This window comes from Planococcus massiliensis, from assembly GCF_000821325.1.
GTDB classification, from domain to species: domain Bacteria; phylum Bacillota; class Bacilli; order Bacillales_A; family Planococcaceae; genus Planococcus; species Planococcus ruber.
Map to the genome: position 1 here is coordinate 368,675 of NZ_CCXS01000001.1, position 15,266 is coordinate 383,940.

12 protein-coding genes are annotated in these 15,266 nt (G+C 39.1%); 11 read left to right on the forward strand and 1 reads right to left on the reverse strand.

Going from position 1 to position 15,266, the window contains the following annotated elements:
• Positions 1-136 precede the first annotated feature (136 nt).
• The 6 genes from BN1080_RS16935 (at position 137) to BN1080_RS01910 (ending at position 6,761) form a co-directional block, all read left to right on the forward strand.
• Positions 137-697, forward strand: a complete 561-nt coding sequence (locus BN1080_RS16935; protein WP_110925547.1) for an HU family DNA-binding protein — start codon at positions 137-139, stop codon at positions 695-697.
• Between the two features lie 182 nt (positions 698-879).
• The gene (locus BN1080_RS01890) at positions 880-1,545 is read left to right on the forward strand and encodes a GntR family transcriptional regulator (protein WP_052650008.1); all 666 of its coding nucleotides are present in this window, start codon (positions 880-882) and stop codon (positions 1,543-1,545) included.
• A gap of 165 nt (positions 1,546-1,710) precedes the next feature.
• Positions 1,711-2,814 carry a tartrate dehydrogenase gene (locus BN1080_RS01895; protein ID WP_052650010.1) on the forward strand — a complete coding sequence of 368 codons (1,104 nt, stop codon included), beginning with the start codon at positions 1,711-1,713 and terminating at the stop codon, positions 2,812-2,814.
• A gap of 128 nt (positions 2,815-2,942) precedes the next feature.
• The gene (locus BN1080_RS01900; protein WP_052650011.1) at positions 2,943-4,301 is read left to right on the forward strand and encodes a 2-hydroxycarboxylate transporter family protein; all 1,359 of its coding nucleotides are present in this window, start codon (positions 2,943-2,945) and stop codon (positions 4,299-4,301) included.
• A gap of 81 nt (positions 4,302-4,382) precedes the next feature.
• Positions 4,383-5,555, forward strand: coding sequence for a glycerate kinase (locus BN1080_RS01905; RefSeq protein WP_324607142.1), 1,173 nt, complete (start codon positions 4,383-4,385; stop codon positions 5,553-5,555).
• An 18-nt stretch (positions 5,556-5,573) separates the two neighbouring features.
• Complete coding sequence (locus BN1080_RS01910) at positions 5,574-6,761, forward strand: mandelate racemase/muconate lactonizing enzyme family protein (protein WP_052650013.1); 1,188 nt, start codon at positions 5,574-5,576, stop codon at positions 6,759-6,761.
• Between the two features lie 61 nt (positions 6,762-6,822).
• Here the strand turns inward: BN1080_RS01910 and BN1080_RS01915 are convergent, their stop codons facing one another.
• Positions 6,823-7,254, reverse strand: coding sequence for a hypothetical protein (locus BN1080_RS01915; protein ID WP_052650015.1), 432 nt, complete (start codon positions 7,252-7,254; stop codon positions 6,823-6,825).
• A gap of 520 nt (positions 7,255-7,774) precedes the next feature.
• On the opposite strand from BN1080_RS01915, the gene BN1080_RS01920 reads away from it, so the two are divergent.
• The 5 genes from BN1080_RS01920 (at position 7,775) to BN1080_RS01940 (ending at position 15,260) form a co-directional block, all read left to right on the forward strand.
• Positions 7,775-8,869: a GGDEF domain-containing protein gene (locus BN1080_RS01920; RefSeq protein WP_052650017.1), complete on the forward strand. Its 1,095-nt coding sequence runs from the start codon at positions 7,775-7,777 to the stop codon at positions 8,867-8,869.
• Positions 8,870-9,074: 205 nt separating this feature from the next.
• On the forward strand, positions 9,075-9,290 hold the full coding sequence (locus BN1080_RS01925) for a hypothetical protein (RefSeq protein ID WP_052650019.1): 216 nt from the start codon (positions 9,075-9,077) through the stop codon (positions 9,288-9,290).
• Between the two features lie 262 nt (positions 9,291-9,552).
• Positions 9,553-10,458 carry an HNH endonuclease gene (locus BN1080_RS01930; protein WP_052650021.1) on the forward strand — a complete coding sequence of 302 codons (906 nt, stop codon included), beginning with the start codon at positions 9,553-9,555 and terminating at the stop codon, positions 10,456-10,458.
• Positions 10,459-10,484: 26 nt separating this feature from the next.
• Positions 10,485-13,211 carry a UvrD-helicase domain-containing protein gene (locus BN1080_RS01935; RefSeq protein WP_052650023.1) on the forward strand — a complete coding sequence of 909 codons (2,727 nt, stop codon included), beginning with the start codon at positions 10,485-10,487 and terminating at the stop codon, positions 13,209-13,211.
• Positions 13,212-13,628: 417 nt separating this feature from the next.
• Positions 13,629-15,260 carry a DUF262 domain-containing protein gene (locus BN1080_RS01940; protein ID WP_234398910.1) on the forward strand — a complete coding sequence of 544 codons (1,632 nt, stop codon included), beginning with the start codon at positions 13,629-13,631 and terminating at the stop codon, positions 15,258-15,260.
• Positions 15,261-15,266: the final 6 nt, after the last annotated feature.

Sequence of the window (15,266 nt, forward strand, 5' to 3'; positions counted from 1 at the left end):
CTGTCATTCGGAATAGGTCTTTCTGTTAATTCTACAAGGAGAAATCCAAACAGCCAAACACATGACAGGAAAATGTATAATAGAAGATAATCGAAACGAAGGCAAGATGCGCCTTCTCATATAGGAGGAAATCCAGATGAATAAAAAAGAGCTCGTTCAAGCCATTTCACATAGGAGCAAAATCTCAAAAGACCAGGCAGCGAAAGTTCTTAACGAAATCACTTCCCGCATCACTGAAGCATTAGCAAAAAGCGATGAAGTGAAGATCAACGACTTTGGCACTTTCCAGCTGACCGAGAAAAAAGAGCGGAAAGGGCGCAATCCTCAGACCGGCGAACCCATCACGATCGCCGCATCAAAGGCGCCGCAATTCAAGGCAGCGAAAGTGCTGAAAGACATCCTCAATGAAAAAAGCTTCATCGAAAAATTCGTCTCAACCGGAAAACTCAACGAGGAAGAAGCAAGCGTCCTCACGTATGTTTTCGAAGAAAGCCGGAAAGCGAAAGAAGCAGGCGAAGATGCAAAAGAAGGCAAGCTCGTAGAAGTAAAAGCAATCGCCGAGACGCTCGGCATGGAATATCCGGAAGCGGAAATGATTGCGAGCCGGTTGATCGGAAAGAAGATCTTAAATACGAAAGTGTTCACGAGCCAGATTGATGAAGTGTTTTTGAGAGGGAATTACCGGAAGTATTTGTGAACCTTTATAGCTCTATAGAGCGCATAAAAGCTTGAAATTGTCAGCTTAATTGTAGAGCTTTATAAAAGGTGATAAGATTTAGGTAAATTAATCAATATTACAGAATTTTGAAAGTGGCACTTTTAACTTTGATTTTTCAAGGGGTAACAAAGTAGCTAATTTAAAATAGAAGAAGGTGCATTATGAATAACTTCACAATAGAAAAGCCAATTCCGTATTACGAACAATTTTATCACTCCATCAAAGAGATGATTTTTGAAGGGAAATACAAACCTGGCGACCGTATAATTGAAAATCAGCTTGCTAAAGAATTTAATGTCAGCAAAAGTCCGATTCGTGAGGCTATTCGAATGCTTGAACATGAGGGATTGATAGTTACCGATGAAAAGTCGAAAATGATTGTATATGAGCCGACTTTAAAAGACGTAGAAGAAATTTATTTTTGCCGGAAAGCATTAGAGTCATTTGCCGTGAGATTAATGATCCAAAAAGCTATTGATGAAGAAATATTGAAAATCGAAGATTTATTAAAAGAGACAGAGTCAGCAATCCAGCAATCCAAAGATTCGAATACCATTATTTCAATGAATGCTTCTTTCCATAATTTGATTATAGAATATACAAAGAACGATCGATTAAAAAAACAGCTGACGGATTTAAAATCCATCATGTACTTTTTCCGAATTATAAATTTTCAAGGCGAGAATCGCGCAACCGATATTCTAAACCAACATAAAAATATTTTCAGTCACATTAAAAACAGGGATGAAGAGAAGGCAGCAGAAGCCATGTTGGAGCATTTGCAAATGGATCTGGATCATTTAATAAAAGTATTAACAACTAAATAAGCTGGTAAGAGCGGGAGTTTTCTCGCTCTTTTTATTTTTTATTCGATGTTTTTAGAAAATTCCTAAAAATGTGTTGCATTCATGAATGTAATTTAGTAATATGCAAATAAGACATTCGGTCGACCGTATCCGGTCGACCGAAAATAAGCTTAAAGGAAGAGATATATGAAAACCATAAAAGTAGCCAATATACCTGGAGATGGAGTAGGCAAAGAGGTAGTGCCGGCAGCAACGGAAGTCTTGCACGCCTTGGCAGACCTTCACGGAAGCTTAAAATTTGAATTCACTGAGTTTCCATGGAGCTGCGAATATTATTTAGAACATGGCGCCATGATGCCGGAAGACGGTTTAGAAATCTTAAAAGAATTTGATGCGATTTTCTTGGGTGCTGTAGGGAATTTAAAATTAGTGCCGGATCATGTGTCCTTATGGGGCTTGCTCATTAAGATACGCAGAGAATTTGAACAAGTCATCAACATACGTCCGGCAAAACTTTTAAAAGGGGTTCAATCTCCGCTTGTTAATCCTAAAGATTTCGATATGATCGTGGTGCGTGAAAATAGCGAAGGAGAATACAGTTCAATAGGCGGCAATATCTATAAAGATGAAGATGAAATAGCTATTCAAAACGCCGTATTTTCAAGAAAAGCATCAGAAAGAGCCATGCGTTATGCATTTGAATTGGCGAAGAAGCGCAATAAGCACGTAACAAGCGCCACAAAATCTAACGGAATCATCTACTCGATGCCTTTCTGGGATAAAGTATTCAAAGAAGTAGCGAAGGAATACCCGGAAATTAAAACAGATTCTCAGCACATCGATGCTTTAGCTGCATTCTTTGTCACCCATCCAGAAAAATTTGATGTCATTGTGGCCAGCAATTTATTTGGTGATATTTTGACAGACCTAGGGGCAGCCATAATGGGAAGCGTAGGAATTGCTCCGGCAGCCAATATTAACGTCAATGGAAAATATCCATCCATGTTTGAGCCCGTCCATGGTTCTGCACCAGACATTATTGGAAAAGGAATTGCCAATCCAATAGGCCAAATTTGGACAGCTAAAATGATGCTAGACCATTTCGGAGAAGAGGATTTGGGGACAATCCTACTCGATATCGTAGAAAGTGTGACGGCGGACGGCTTCTTAACGCCTGATATCGGAGGCAGCCATACTACAAAAGAAGTGACAGATGAAGTCATTGCCCGGATCAACAATTACAAATCGGAAAAATTGAATGAAAAAACGATGGGATATACTAATGTTTAAAGAAATCCAATAAAATTTAATGAAGAGAATAAGTAATGCCATACTTATCTCTTCATTCTTTTTGAAAACGCTTACTTACGGGATAGAGATTTGAATAGTTCTCAATTAAACGAATAGGGGTGAAATGAATGAGCAACAATATTCAAGAAGTCGACAATGCAAATCCGTTAGTGGGAGGATCCAAAAGCTTTAGTTTGAAAGGTTTAAAAATTTCGGGCATCGATGCCCCGGTATTTTTAGGAATTGCAGCCGTTGTATTAATCGGCATGTACATGGAGCTATTGCCTGGAAATATTGTAAGTGGTTTAGCGGTCACTATGGTATTAGGCGGCTTGCTAATGTGGATCGGCAATAGCATACCTGTTTTCGGAACGTTTGGCGGAGGACCGATTCTTTGCATTTTGATTCCTGCATTATTTTTATATTGGGGGCTAATCCCAGAAAGTTTTGCGGTGCTAGCTGATAACTTTTACAACGAATGGGGATTTGCTGAATTAGTTGTAACTGGTTTAATTGTCGGAAGTATTTTAAGTATGGACCGGAAAATGCTAATGAAGACGGGGCCAAGATTTTTTGTTCCTCTTTTAGGCGGCGTAGCTGCTGCGCTATTAATTGGCGGCGGTGTCGGACACTTAATCGGATTCGGCTTTACAGAAACGATTTTCTTTGTTGTAGGACCAATCATGGGCGGCGGAATGGCAGCAGGCGCTGTACCGATGGCTGAAATTTATGCTTCAAGCGGCAATGGCGATCCCGCTACTTATTTAGCGCTTCTCGCTCCTGCAGTTATGGTAGGGAATATGGTTTGTATTTTAGTGGCTGGTGGATTAAACGGATTGGGGAAAAGAAAAAAACCGCTTTCCGCTAAATTTACAGGGAACGGAAAATTGCTAAGAACGGCAGAGGCCGAATCGGATAAAAAGAAAGAAAAAGAAGGCATCTTGCCGTTATCTTTAAGGAACTTAGCTATTGGTTTGCTATTGGCTTCGGGACTATTTGTATTCGGTGAAATTGTGAATTCCTTTGTTCCAAGTCTCCATGCATATGTTTGGATCATTTTAGGGGCAGCAGCGTTAAAGCTCTTTAGAATTTTGCCGGAAAGTATTGAGAAGTCTTCAGAAGACTGGTATGAATTTATCTCCATGGCTTGGGTGCCGGCTGTATTGGTAACGATTAGTGCCGGAATGATCGACTTTAATAGTGTACTGGGCATCGTAACGGACCCGAGCTATATGACTTTAACAGTATTGACCGTTATCCTTGCTACATTGGGCGCTGGTTTTGTCGGAGTTCTCGTCGGCTTTTACTTTGTTGAATCTTCGATTTCTGCAGGGCTTGGAATGGCGGACATGGGCGGTTCTGGAGATGTAGCTGTACTCAGTGCAAGCGAGCGCATGGGGTTAATGCCTTTCTTGCAAATTTCTTCTCGAATCGGCGGCGCAATGATGCTGATTATTCTATCCATATTGGCTCCGCTTCTGATGTAAAAATTTGTAATATTTAGAATTGCGAATAGCCCAAATCTTATCCCAAAGATTTGGGCTATTTTCAAGAATAGGAAAGGAAAGGTGTTTCGTTTGAAAGTAGTAGTAGCGATTGATTCTTTTAAAGGAAGCATTTCCTCTGCAGATGGCAGCAAAGCGATCGCCTCTGGCATAAAAACAGTTTTCCCTTTTGCAGAAATCGTCGCGTTGCCGTTGGCTGACGGAGGGGAAGGAACTGTAGAAGCTTTGGTTCATGCTGCAGGGGGAGAATTCATAAAAACAACAGTAACCGGTCCGTTGGGAACGGAGATAATGGCCCGGTACGGCGTCATCAAAAACGGAAAAACGGCCGTGATTGAAGTGGCCGAAGCCTGCGGGTTGGATCTTGTTCCGACAGCTCAGCGAAATCCGCTGTTGACGACGACTTTTGGAGTGGGCCAACTTATCCTCCACGCTATTGGAAGAGGCTGCCGCGAATTTGTTATCGGTTTAGGCGGCAGTGCCACCAATGACGGCGGGGTAGGAATGCTCCAAGCGCTAGGCTTTCAGTTTTTGGATGAAAACGGACAGGAAGTAGCGCGCGGAGGTGGGATGGTAAAAAGCATTCGTTCCGTCGATACGAGCCAAGCGGTTTTGGAATTAAAAGATTGCCGCTTCCGAGTGGCTTGTGATGTAAATAATGTGCTGCATGGCCCTACTGGAGCGAGCCATGTATTCGGGCCGCAAAAAGGAGCGACTCCTGAAATGGTGGCTTCACTAGATGCCGGGCTCAGACATTTCGGGGATGTTTTGCGGAATCAATTGAACATTGATTTGCAGAACTTGCCTGGATCCGGTGCTGCTGGAGGATTAGGTGGAGCTTTTGCCGGCTTTTTGCAGGCAAATCTTGAATCAGGAATTGAACTAATATTAAACATCACGGCTATGGAAGAAAAGATGCAAGGAGCTGATTTTGTCATAACGGGAGAAGGCAAATTAGATGACCAAACGGCAATGGGCAAAGCGCCTCTTGGAGTCGCGCAGCTTGCAGCGAAACAAGGGATACCGGTCATCGCTTTAGCAGGAGCGGTTCCGATAGATGCCAGCAGTTTGAATAAACTGGGCATCACTTCTTGTTTTTCAATCTCCAACGGTCCGATGTCTTTGGAAGAAGCGATGGATTTTGAAACAGCTTTTAATAACTTGAAGGGCACGGCTGAGCAAATATTTGGCTTGATCCAAAGCGTAGCCAGCAAAACGGAAACCTTTCAACAATGAAAAATCGAGGAGGAGTCTATGAAAATCACAGATGTCCAAGTAATCGGTGTAAACCGATTCTTATACGTAAAAGTATTTACAGATGAAGGCGTCACGGGAATTGGCGAATCGGGAGCATGGGGATTCTTAGATGCTTCCAGAGAAGTGGTGAATTCGTTTAAAGATTACTTGATCGGAAAAGATCCGCTGCGGATTGAACATCATTGGCAATACATGTACCGCTGCTTCCATTTTAGAGGAGCGGCGATCATGGGGGCGTTAAGCGCAATCGATGTTGCGCTTTGGGACATTGCAGGGAAATGGTTTGGCGTTCCCACCTATGTGCTGCTTGGCGGAAAAAGCAGAGAGAAGATCCGAACGTATTACCACGTAATCGGAACGACCACAGAAGAACTGGTGGCGGACTGTGTAAAAGCAAAAGAGCTGGGCTATAACGCGGTGGGCCATCTGTCTCCGTTTTTGGATGAGCCAAGAGGGAAGCCTTACTTTATGCCTTATGCCCAAATGATTGAAGAAGCGGTGGAGCGGGTGCGGCTGATTCGAGAAGCCGTTGGCAATGAAATGGACTTATGCTTAGAGCTGCATCGCCGCTTAAAGCCAGGGGAAGCGGTCGCATTTGCCCACGCGGTAGAAAAATACCATCCGTTCTTTTTGGAAGATCCGACCACTCCGGATAATTTCGATTCGATGGCTTTAATCGCAGACAAAACGAATGTTCCAATCGCAACCGGAGAAAGAATCCATACGATTCAAGAATTTGAAATGCTCTTATCCCGCAATGCCATGTCTTATGCGAGACCGAGCCTTGGGGTATGCGGAGGAATTACCGGAGCCAAAAAAATTGCAGCGATCGCGGAAGCGCACGGCGTGCAGATTGTGCCGCATAACCCACTAAGTCCGGTGAGTACCGCCGCCTGCATCCAGATTGCAGCAGCAGTAGACAATTTAGCGATTCTGGAATTGCCCGACCATAGCACCCTATCAGCGACCGAACGATTCACCAGCTCAGAGACAAGCACAGCGAACCAATTCAAGCAAAGCGATATCGTCACGTGGGTCCCTGAAGCAAAGGATGGGTTTATCGAAGTGCCAGAAAGAAATGGAATCGGAATCGATTTAATAGAAGGAATGGAAGAAAACTATCCGTACCAACGCCGGGACATTAATACCAGATTGGGCATCGATGGAGCGGTAGTCGACCAATAAAGCGAAAGACCAGACTTACATGAAAAAGGCTCTTCTATAATGAAGAGCCTTTTTGCCATGGTCATTTACTCAGCAAATCCTGCAGCTGTTTCACGGAGAATTCTCGAACCGGGTAAGCTTTGCTGCTATTCTGGTGATTGAAGATATAGTGAGTGCCGCCGGATACTTTGACGCGGAATTTCCAATGCGGCCGGCCGGAGCTGTTGATCACGTACTTATCGGCAGGCATCATTTCACGGATAAAGCGGTCCAGATCGGCAACGAGCAATTTGTCGAAAAAGCGAAGAACAAGAAATCCTTTGTACGTTCTTTCTTGGTAGCGATCTAAGGAAGATTTGCTTAAGTCAAACCAATTATGCTGGTTTTGAGCAGACGGCGAGAGAACAAAAAGCCCTTCTCTTAAAAAAGCAGCAGTATTCGAGACTTGCCTTAAACGAAGATCTTGCGTCAATACATGCTTGTTCACATTCATCGAACTTTGTTTATCGGTCATGTTTAGTACTCCTTTTAAAATAGAATAGATATATCGACATAAAAAGCGTAGATTGGAGCTAAATGAAGACGTTATATTATCTTCATTATAAATATAACTTCTAAAAAATGTAACTAAAGGAATATAATTAAAACAGATTGATGTAAGGAGTGAGACTCAATGAAAAGAGGGAGCCTGTTGTTAAAACATACATTAGAATTTATTAGTTTATAAAAAAGAGAATTATTGTCTTTTTCCTTCCATATATGGATATAGTATATATAAAGAAGATTAGAACACTGATTAAAATAAAATACATATACTTCCTGAGACAACTGGAACAATCGAATGGATATGCAAAAGACTATTGCCATAATTATGCAGAGTGGCATTTATTTTTAGGCGAGAATTTTCTTGTGATTTTTTTAGGTATCTAGGATCTGCAGTAGGATCATAAGACTCTAGTTTTACCATATGTCAGCGACCTGAATTTATAGGGTTGCTAAAAGGAATAGGAAGCTTAATGTGCTAGGAGGAAGTCATGCAGGAACAGAAAGACTGGAACGATACAAAGGGATTGAACAAGTTAATATTGAAGACTTCCTGGTTGATGGTTTTTATCATCATTTTTATATCGGCTGCGGGTGTAATTATAATTAATCAGTATAATGACAAAAGCTTTTTTCAAGTGATGAGTTCCTACGTATTTTTGCCGACCCTGTGTACGGTCGTGATACTTGCACTCACGCACTTGTTCTATGTCTTGTTCAACCGCTGGGGAGACTACATACTCACAGTGGGTGTATTGGCCATTATGCACGTTTACATCATCAATTTCCCATTTGCACCAGGCATTCATTATTTGCTGATCATCAGCGTGCTTATATCAGCTTTGTACTTTCAAAAACAGAAAGTATACTTTACCAGTATATTAAGCTTGATTTCTTTTTTCTCTCTCTATTTTTTTTATGAACCCTTTTCGAGTGAAATTGCAAGAAGTGATATCTTTGCATTCATAGGAATTTTTATTGGTTTTATATGCATTTCTGTAGGAATTATCTATCGCGGGGATTATTTGCTTAAGCACCTAGAGGAATCGATGCGCAGCCAGGAGGAACTTTTGGTTCGCAACATTCTGATGGATAGAGAAAATAAAACCGATGCGCTGACGGGTTTATATAATCACAAAACATTTTATGAACACCTTGACCGGTTAATCGAGAAAAGTAGTGAAAACCAAATATCTTTTCAATTAGCGATTATCGATATTGATGATTTTAAAGCGATCAACGATCAGTATGGCCATTGGATAGGGGACATGGTTCTCAAACGAGTAGGGGAACAATTTAAACTCAATGCAACAACAGATGATTTTGTATTCAGGTACGGCGGGGAAGAATTTGCGGTGATCTTGACTGCGAAAAATAAAACCGAGTCTTTTCAGGTAATGGATAAAATTCGAGCAGATATTAGCCGATTGACACATTCGGAAATGGACCATAAATCTGTGACAGTAAGTATCGGGATGTGCTCTTATGAAGTGGGACTAGGAAAGGAAGCCTTTTTCAAGGCGGCGGATAATAGCTTGTATAAAGCCAAAAGGAACGGCAAGAACCAAACTATCATGGTGAATTGACATAGTATTTGTTAGAAAGAGAGAATCTGGAATTGAATTAGCGGCTACACCGACTAATGTGAAAAGGAAACGCTTGTATTTAAAAACACAACCCAATGGAAATCATGTTGGATCTCTGCAATTTAATTGAAATTGAAAAGTTTACGAGAAAGAAGGGGCTGTCCCAAAAGGTCATGAAAAATGACTTTTAGGGGGCAGCCCCTTTTTGCCATGGTTATTTACTCAACAAATCCTGCAGCTGTTTTACGGAGAACTCTCGAACCGGATAAGCTTTGCTGCTATTCTGGTGGTTGAAGATGTAGTGAGTGCCGCTGGATACTTTGACCCGAAACTTCCAATGCGGCCGGAGCTGTTGATCACGTACTTATCGGCAGGCATCATTTCACGGATGATTTTTTTGGAAGTAGAACCTACCTACTAACCATAAAGAAACCTTTGACTCAATGGAGTGTATTTTGAATCAACCGTTTTATATCGAAGCTTTACAGAAAGGGATGAAAAACCGCTTGTTTTATTTGGATTAAAGGATACTTTATATTTTAGTATGAAAATTAAACATGTGAGTGTAGTTTCATTACTTGAATTATTGTAAGATATTTCTAGTTATTTATAATATAATGAAATAAAATAGTTAATAATGCATGGGTACTAATGAACTATATAAATAGGAATGGAGAAAAAATATGAGTTATTTCGTAGTTTTTCAAAACAAAACTTTTGAAGAAGAAAAAGAAGGACAATATTTATGGGCTCCTCAAAAAAACAATCAAGGACGCGGACTCTTTCATTGGGAAAGTATGATGAGAGTTCGACCAGGAGACATCATTTTTAGTATGTTTCGTCAGCATTTAGTTTCTGTAAATCTGGCAAAGGAACAAGCAATAGAAGCACCTAATCCATTCCTTAATCATGAAACGACGTGGGAAAGAACTGGATGGTTGGTAAAGGCTGAATACAATGAATTGCCTAATCCAGTGTCAATAAAAGAACATAGAGAAGACATACTTAAGCTTTGTCCGCCAAAATATTCTCCGTTTACTCGTACTGGAGGAGGGACACAGGGTTACTTGTTTGAAATTGATGAAACGTTTGGAGAATATTTATTAAGTTTAGCAAGAAAGAACAATTACCTTTCAGTTAAAGAGATTAATGAAGAAGAGTTCAAGGAGATAAAAGAAATTGAAGATTTATTGGACCAAACTAGAGATCAGACTGAAAACGAGAGAATTGTGAAAGGAAGAATTGGTCAAGGACTATTCAAGCAAAAATTACTAAGTAGATCTTCGGAGTGCGAGATATGCGGATTAGATATCTCTTCTCTTTTAATTGCGAGTCATTGTAAGCCGTGGAGTCAATCAGATAACTACGAACGCCTTGACGCTGATAATGGTCTACTGCTATGTGCAAATCATGACGGAGTGTTTGATAAAGGATTAATTAGCTTCTCCTCGGATGGACAAATTTTAATTTCATCTAAAGTGGAACAAAAGAATTATCCGCTTCTTAATTTGAATCAGCAAATAAGAATCAATATTACAGCTAATCAAAAAGTGTACTTGGAATGGCATAGAGCGAACAAACTGCAGTAAAAATATTGAACGGTGGGAGAAAACTTGTGGAGATACTAATAATTCTTTTAATGCTTCTTGTGGGGTTTGGCGCTTTTAAAAAATATCAAAAAAGTAAGATACTTAAGCAAATTAGAGAAGAGAAAATAAAACAGCAAATACCAACGGCACTCGAATTTTTAAGTGAGATTGAACAACTAAAGAAAGAATATTTTACAGATATCTCTCGAGAGGAAACAGTGCGAAAATACGCTAATTTTCATGATGAATGTATTAAGGATTCCGCAAATGAAACGATAAAAAATTTCATAAACATCTATACTCGTTTAGACAGTTTAGTAAAGGCATGGAATAAAGAGTTTGTGGAACGGGAAATGATAGCGACTAAAATCTTCCTATCGAATATTGATGGGAAATCTCTCGATCTTCAACAGCGAAGAGCTGTAATCACTGATGAAGTAAATAATTTAGTACTAGCGGGAGCTGGAAGTGGAAAAACGCTCACTATTGCTGCCAAAGTAAAGTACTTAGTGGAAAGAAAAAAAGTTGATCCCAGTGAAATCTTGTTGCTGACATTTACCAAGAAAGCCGCATTAGAGATGGAAGAAAGAATTGTCACGAAGATGAATATTCCAGTAGAATCTATGACCTTCCACAAGTTAGGGCTCCGAATAATCAAGCAAGGGCGAGAGAATGTGCCTGAAGTAAGTGACCAGCTTCGGGAGAGAATCCTCGACTACTTTGAAAAAGATATTTTGACGAATCCGACCTTGATGGGCAAGGTAGTACATTTCTTTAGCTACTATATAAATGTTCCTAAAGATTACGAGGAATTTGATAGCTTAGGAGAAATGTATACACATTACAAAACAGCAAATCTAGAGACTCTTAAGTCAAAGGTCGAGAAGGACACGAAGACCTTAAAGAACCAGCGATACACGATTGCTGGAGAAGAGGTCAAGAGTATTGAAGAAGTAATCATCGCTAACTTTCTCTACCTGAATGGCATTAAATACGAATATGAAAAAGTATATCCACATCCAAGTACCGATCCGTATAGAAAGAAATACCGACCAGATTTCTACTTGCCAGAGTATGATTTGTACCTGGAACATTTCGGTATTACAGAAACAAATAAAGCACCATGGCTATCGAGGATCGAAGAGAAAAAGTATCTAGAAGACATGAAATGGAAGCGAGAATTTCACGCTCAAAACAAAACCGTATTGTTAGAAACCTATTCTTACTTCAATAAGAATGGAATGTTACAGAAGAAGCTAGAAGAAATTTTGAAGAAGAAAGGCGTGATACTTCGACCACGCAATCTACAAGAGATATACAAACGGATCTATATTACTCAAAAAACAAAAGATCGTGATTTTGGAGAAATTATAAAGTTGATTCAAACCTTCGTGGGACTCTTCAAATCCATCGATTATAAGCCGGTCGAATTTAGAAAAATAGAAAGTGAAATCAAAACGCGAGAAAAAAATGGATTCTTGAAAGAGCGAAATCTCTTACTGCTTTCAATCATTGAACCGATTTACCACTACTATCAAAAGTCTTTAACAGGGGCTAATGAAATTGATTTTGCGGATATGATTAATGAAGCGACAGAATACATTGAGAACCAACAAGTTCGACTGACAAATTACAACTATATCATTGTGGATGAATTCCAAGATATTTCATTTGCTCGGTACAAGTTAGTGAAAGCTCTGCGAGATCAAACAGCCGCTAAACTTATCTGCGTAGGGGATGACTGGCAATCTATTTACCGCTTTGCAGGAAGTGATCTTCAGCTCTTCATCGATTTTCAGAAGTTCTTTGGTTACTCTCAATTGTTAAGAATCGAAAAAACGTATCGCAATTCTCAAGAGTTAATCAATATTGCCGGGAAATTTGTAATGAAAAACAAAAATCAGTTTGTCAAAAAGCTTGAATCTCCTTTAAGGTTGGAAAAGCCTCTGGTAATGTATGGTTATGATAGCGATTTCCATCGTGCAATAAAATTAGCTTTAGACGACATTATAAATAAATTCGGCACTAAGTCGAGTGTGATGATTCTGGGCCGCAATAACTTCGATTTGGAGAAAATGAAAGAAGATGTTCAAAAAGCATTTTCGGTTATTCAGAATGAAGAAAAGACCTTTATCAAGTACAAAAATCACCCGGAATTAAAAATTGAATTTTTGACTGTCCATCGTTCGAAAGGGCTTGAAGCAGATAATGTCATTCTAATAAATCTAGAAAACAAAGCTGCTGGATTCCCTAATAAAATATCAGATGACAGCATTCTCCACTACGTGCTTACTGATTCTGATGATTTTATGTACGCAGAGGAAAGAAGATTATTTTACGTAGCGCTGACTCGAACAAAGAACCGGACTTATTTAATTGCTCCGCAAAAGAATACATCTATTTTTGTAGAAGAACTGGTGAAAGAGCAAGGTATACCTTTCCAGTTAGTAACACAAGAAGAGACGATTCAAAATAACCCTCAATGTACACATTGTCAGACAGGAATTCTAGTGGTTAAAGAAAATGCAACGACTAAGCAAAGATTTTTAGGTTGTACAAATTATCCAACATGTCAGCAATCCTTTAGAGATATTTCATTAATTACTGATCAAGTTATTTGTCCAAGTTGTAAGGGTTATATGACTAAAAGAAAGGGGAGATATGGAAACTTTTATGGATGCAGCAATTACCCCCACTGTTCAAGTTCATTAAAAATAGAACAAGTAGGTAACAACTTCAAAAGTTTTTCTTAAGTTAGGGGATTCAAGTATATATACGTGGAGCAATTTGTATCAAAAATTAATAAAGAAGTCCTTCTAAAATTAGTAATTTCTTAAATTAAGAAGAAATTTTGCTTGAGTCTATTGGCGCAGGTTCAGCTTCTCATAATATTTTACGCGTCAGATGTATTTCTAACTTAAGCAAAGATTTAGTTTTAAAAATAGAGGATTATCATGACTTATTTATATTTTAAATGGACGAGTTATTGAGAGACTAATACAAATTTGTAATAAGGTAGAGATAGGCACTGAGAACAAAGGGGAGTGAAGTTGAAGGTCCAGGACTCCGAGGACTTGTACATAAAACTGTTCACTAAAATCGAATAAACAGTCATACTTAAAATAAGTAGAAAAAAAGTTAAATTGTTACTGCTATCATGAGGCTATTAAATGGGAGGCGAAGTAATGATACAGCCTGAGCCGCAAAGTATTGGGTTATCTTCTTTACTAAACAACATTGAAAGTGGAAGAATTAAAATACCCCAATTTCAGAGAGAGTATGTGTGGGAGAAAAAAGCTGCTTCGCAGTTATTGGATAGTATTGCAAAAGGCTTCCCGATTGGTACGTTTATACTTTGGGAAACACAAGAGGAGTTGCGTTCAGTTCGCAATATCGGCAATCATCTCTTGCCTGATACTCCTGTTGGCCACATTGCGCAGTATGTATTGGATGGACAACAAAGAATCACAAGCTTATATACATGTTTTAAAGGTTTGAGTATCAATAAAAATGGAAAAATGGAAGACTTCTCAGACATCTACTTAGATCTGGAAGCTGAAGAAGATGGAGAAATTGTAACGATAGATTACGAAATGGGAAAACCCACCCGCTATATAAAAATTTATGATTTACTGTATGGCAAAATATCCACTCTTGCCAAAATTTATACAGAAGAGGGTCTTGAAAAAATAGACTTTTATAAAGCCAGGTTTACTTCGTACCAGTTTTCCTCTGTTGTACTGAAGAATGCCCCTTTAGAAGTAGCAACAGAAGTTTTTACACGTTTAAACGTCGGTGGGAAAACACTGACCCTATTTGAAATTATGGTGGCTAAAACATATGATCAAGAGAAAAAATTTGATCTGGCTGAGAAATTTGATTTATTGATGGATGATATAGGAGAGGACTACAAAACAATCTCCAGCTCAACCATTCTTCAGACAATCTCTCTTATTTTAAAGAAGGATTGCACGAGGAAGCAAATCCTTAAATTAGACAAAGTTTCGTTTATCGAAATTTGGGAACCAGCTACCCTTGCTGTAAAAAAGGCTATTGATTATTTCAAGAATCAATATGGTATTCCAGTTTCTAAAATACTTCCCTATGATGCTTTACTAGCACCTTTTTCGTATTTTTTCTTTTATCATCCAGATCGACCTCTCGATAGGAAGAAAGAATATTTGCAAGACTTTTTTTGGAGAGTGGCCTTATCTGAGAGATATTCAAGCGGAGTTGAAACAAAGCTTGGGCAGGACGTTAAAAAAATCGAGAAAATTCTTGATTACCAGCTGCCATCTTACGATTACGAAGTAAATATTTCAGCGGACAAAATCATTGAACAAGGTTGGTTTAGTACAGGGCGTAGTTTTATTAAAGCTTTGCTATGCTTATTCGCATCCAAAGGACCAAAATCATTTGCTGATAATACAAAGGTTCATATTGATAATGCCTGGCTACAGATAGCTACTAGCAAAAATTATCATCATTTCTTTCCCAAGGCGTATTTGAAAGGCAAAGAAGATGAATATTATATCAATCACATACTGAACATCACAATTGTTGATGACTTTTTGAATAAACGGGTGATTAGAGCAAAAGCGCCTTCAATCTACATGAGCGATTTTAAGAGAAATAATACAGAGTTATCTAAAACCATGGAGTCTCATTTGATCGATTTAAATAATTTCGGCATCTGGGACAATGACTACGATACATTTTTTAACAAGAGAGCTGAACTTATAAGTAAAGAACTCAATAGTAAATTGATTCTCAAAAATAAAAAACCTATTGCAGATAGTTAAAGATCG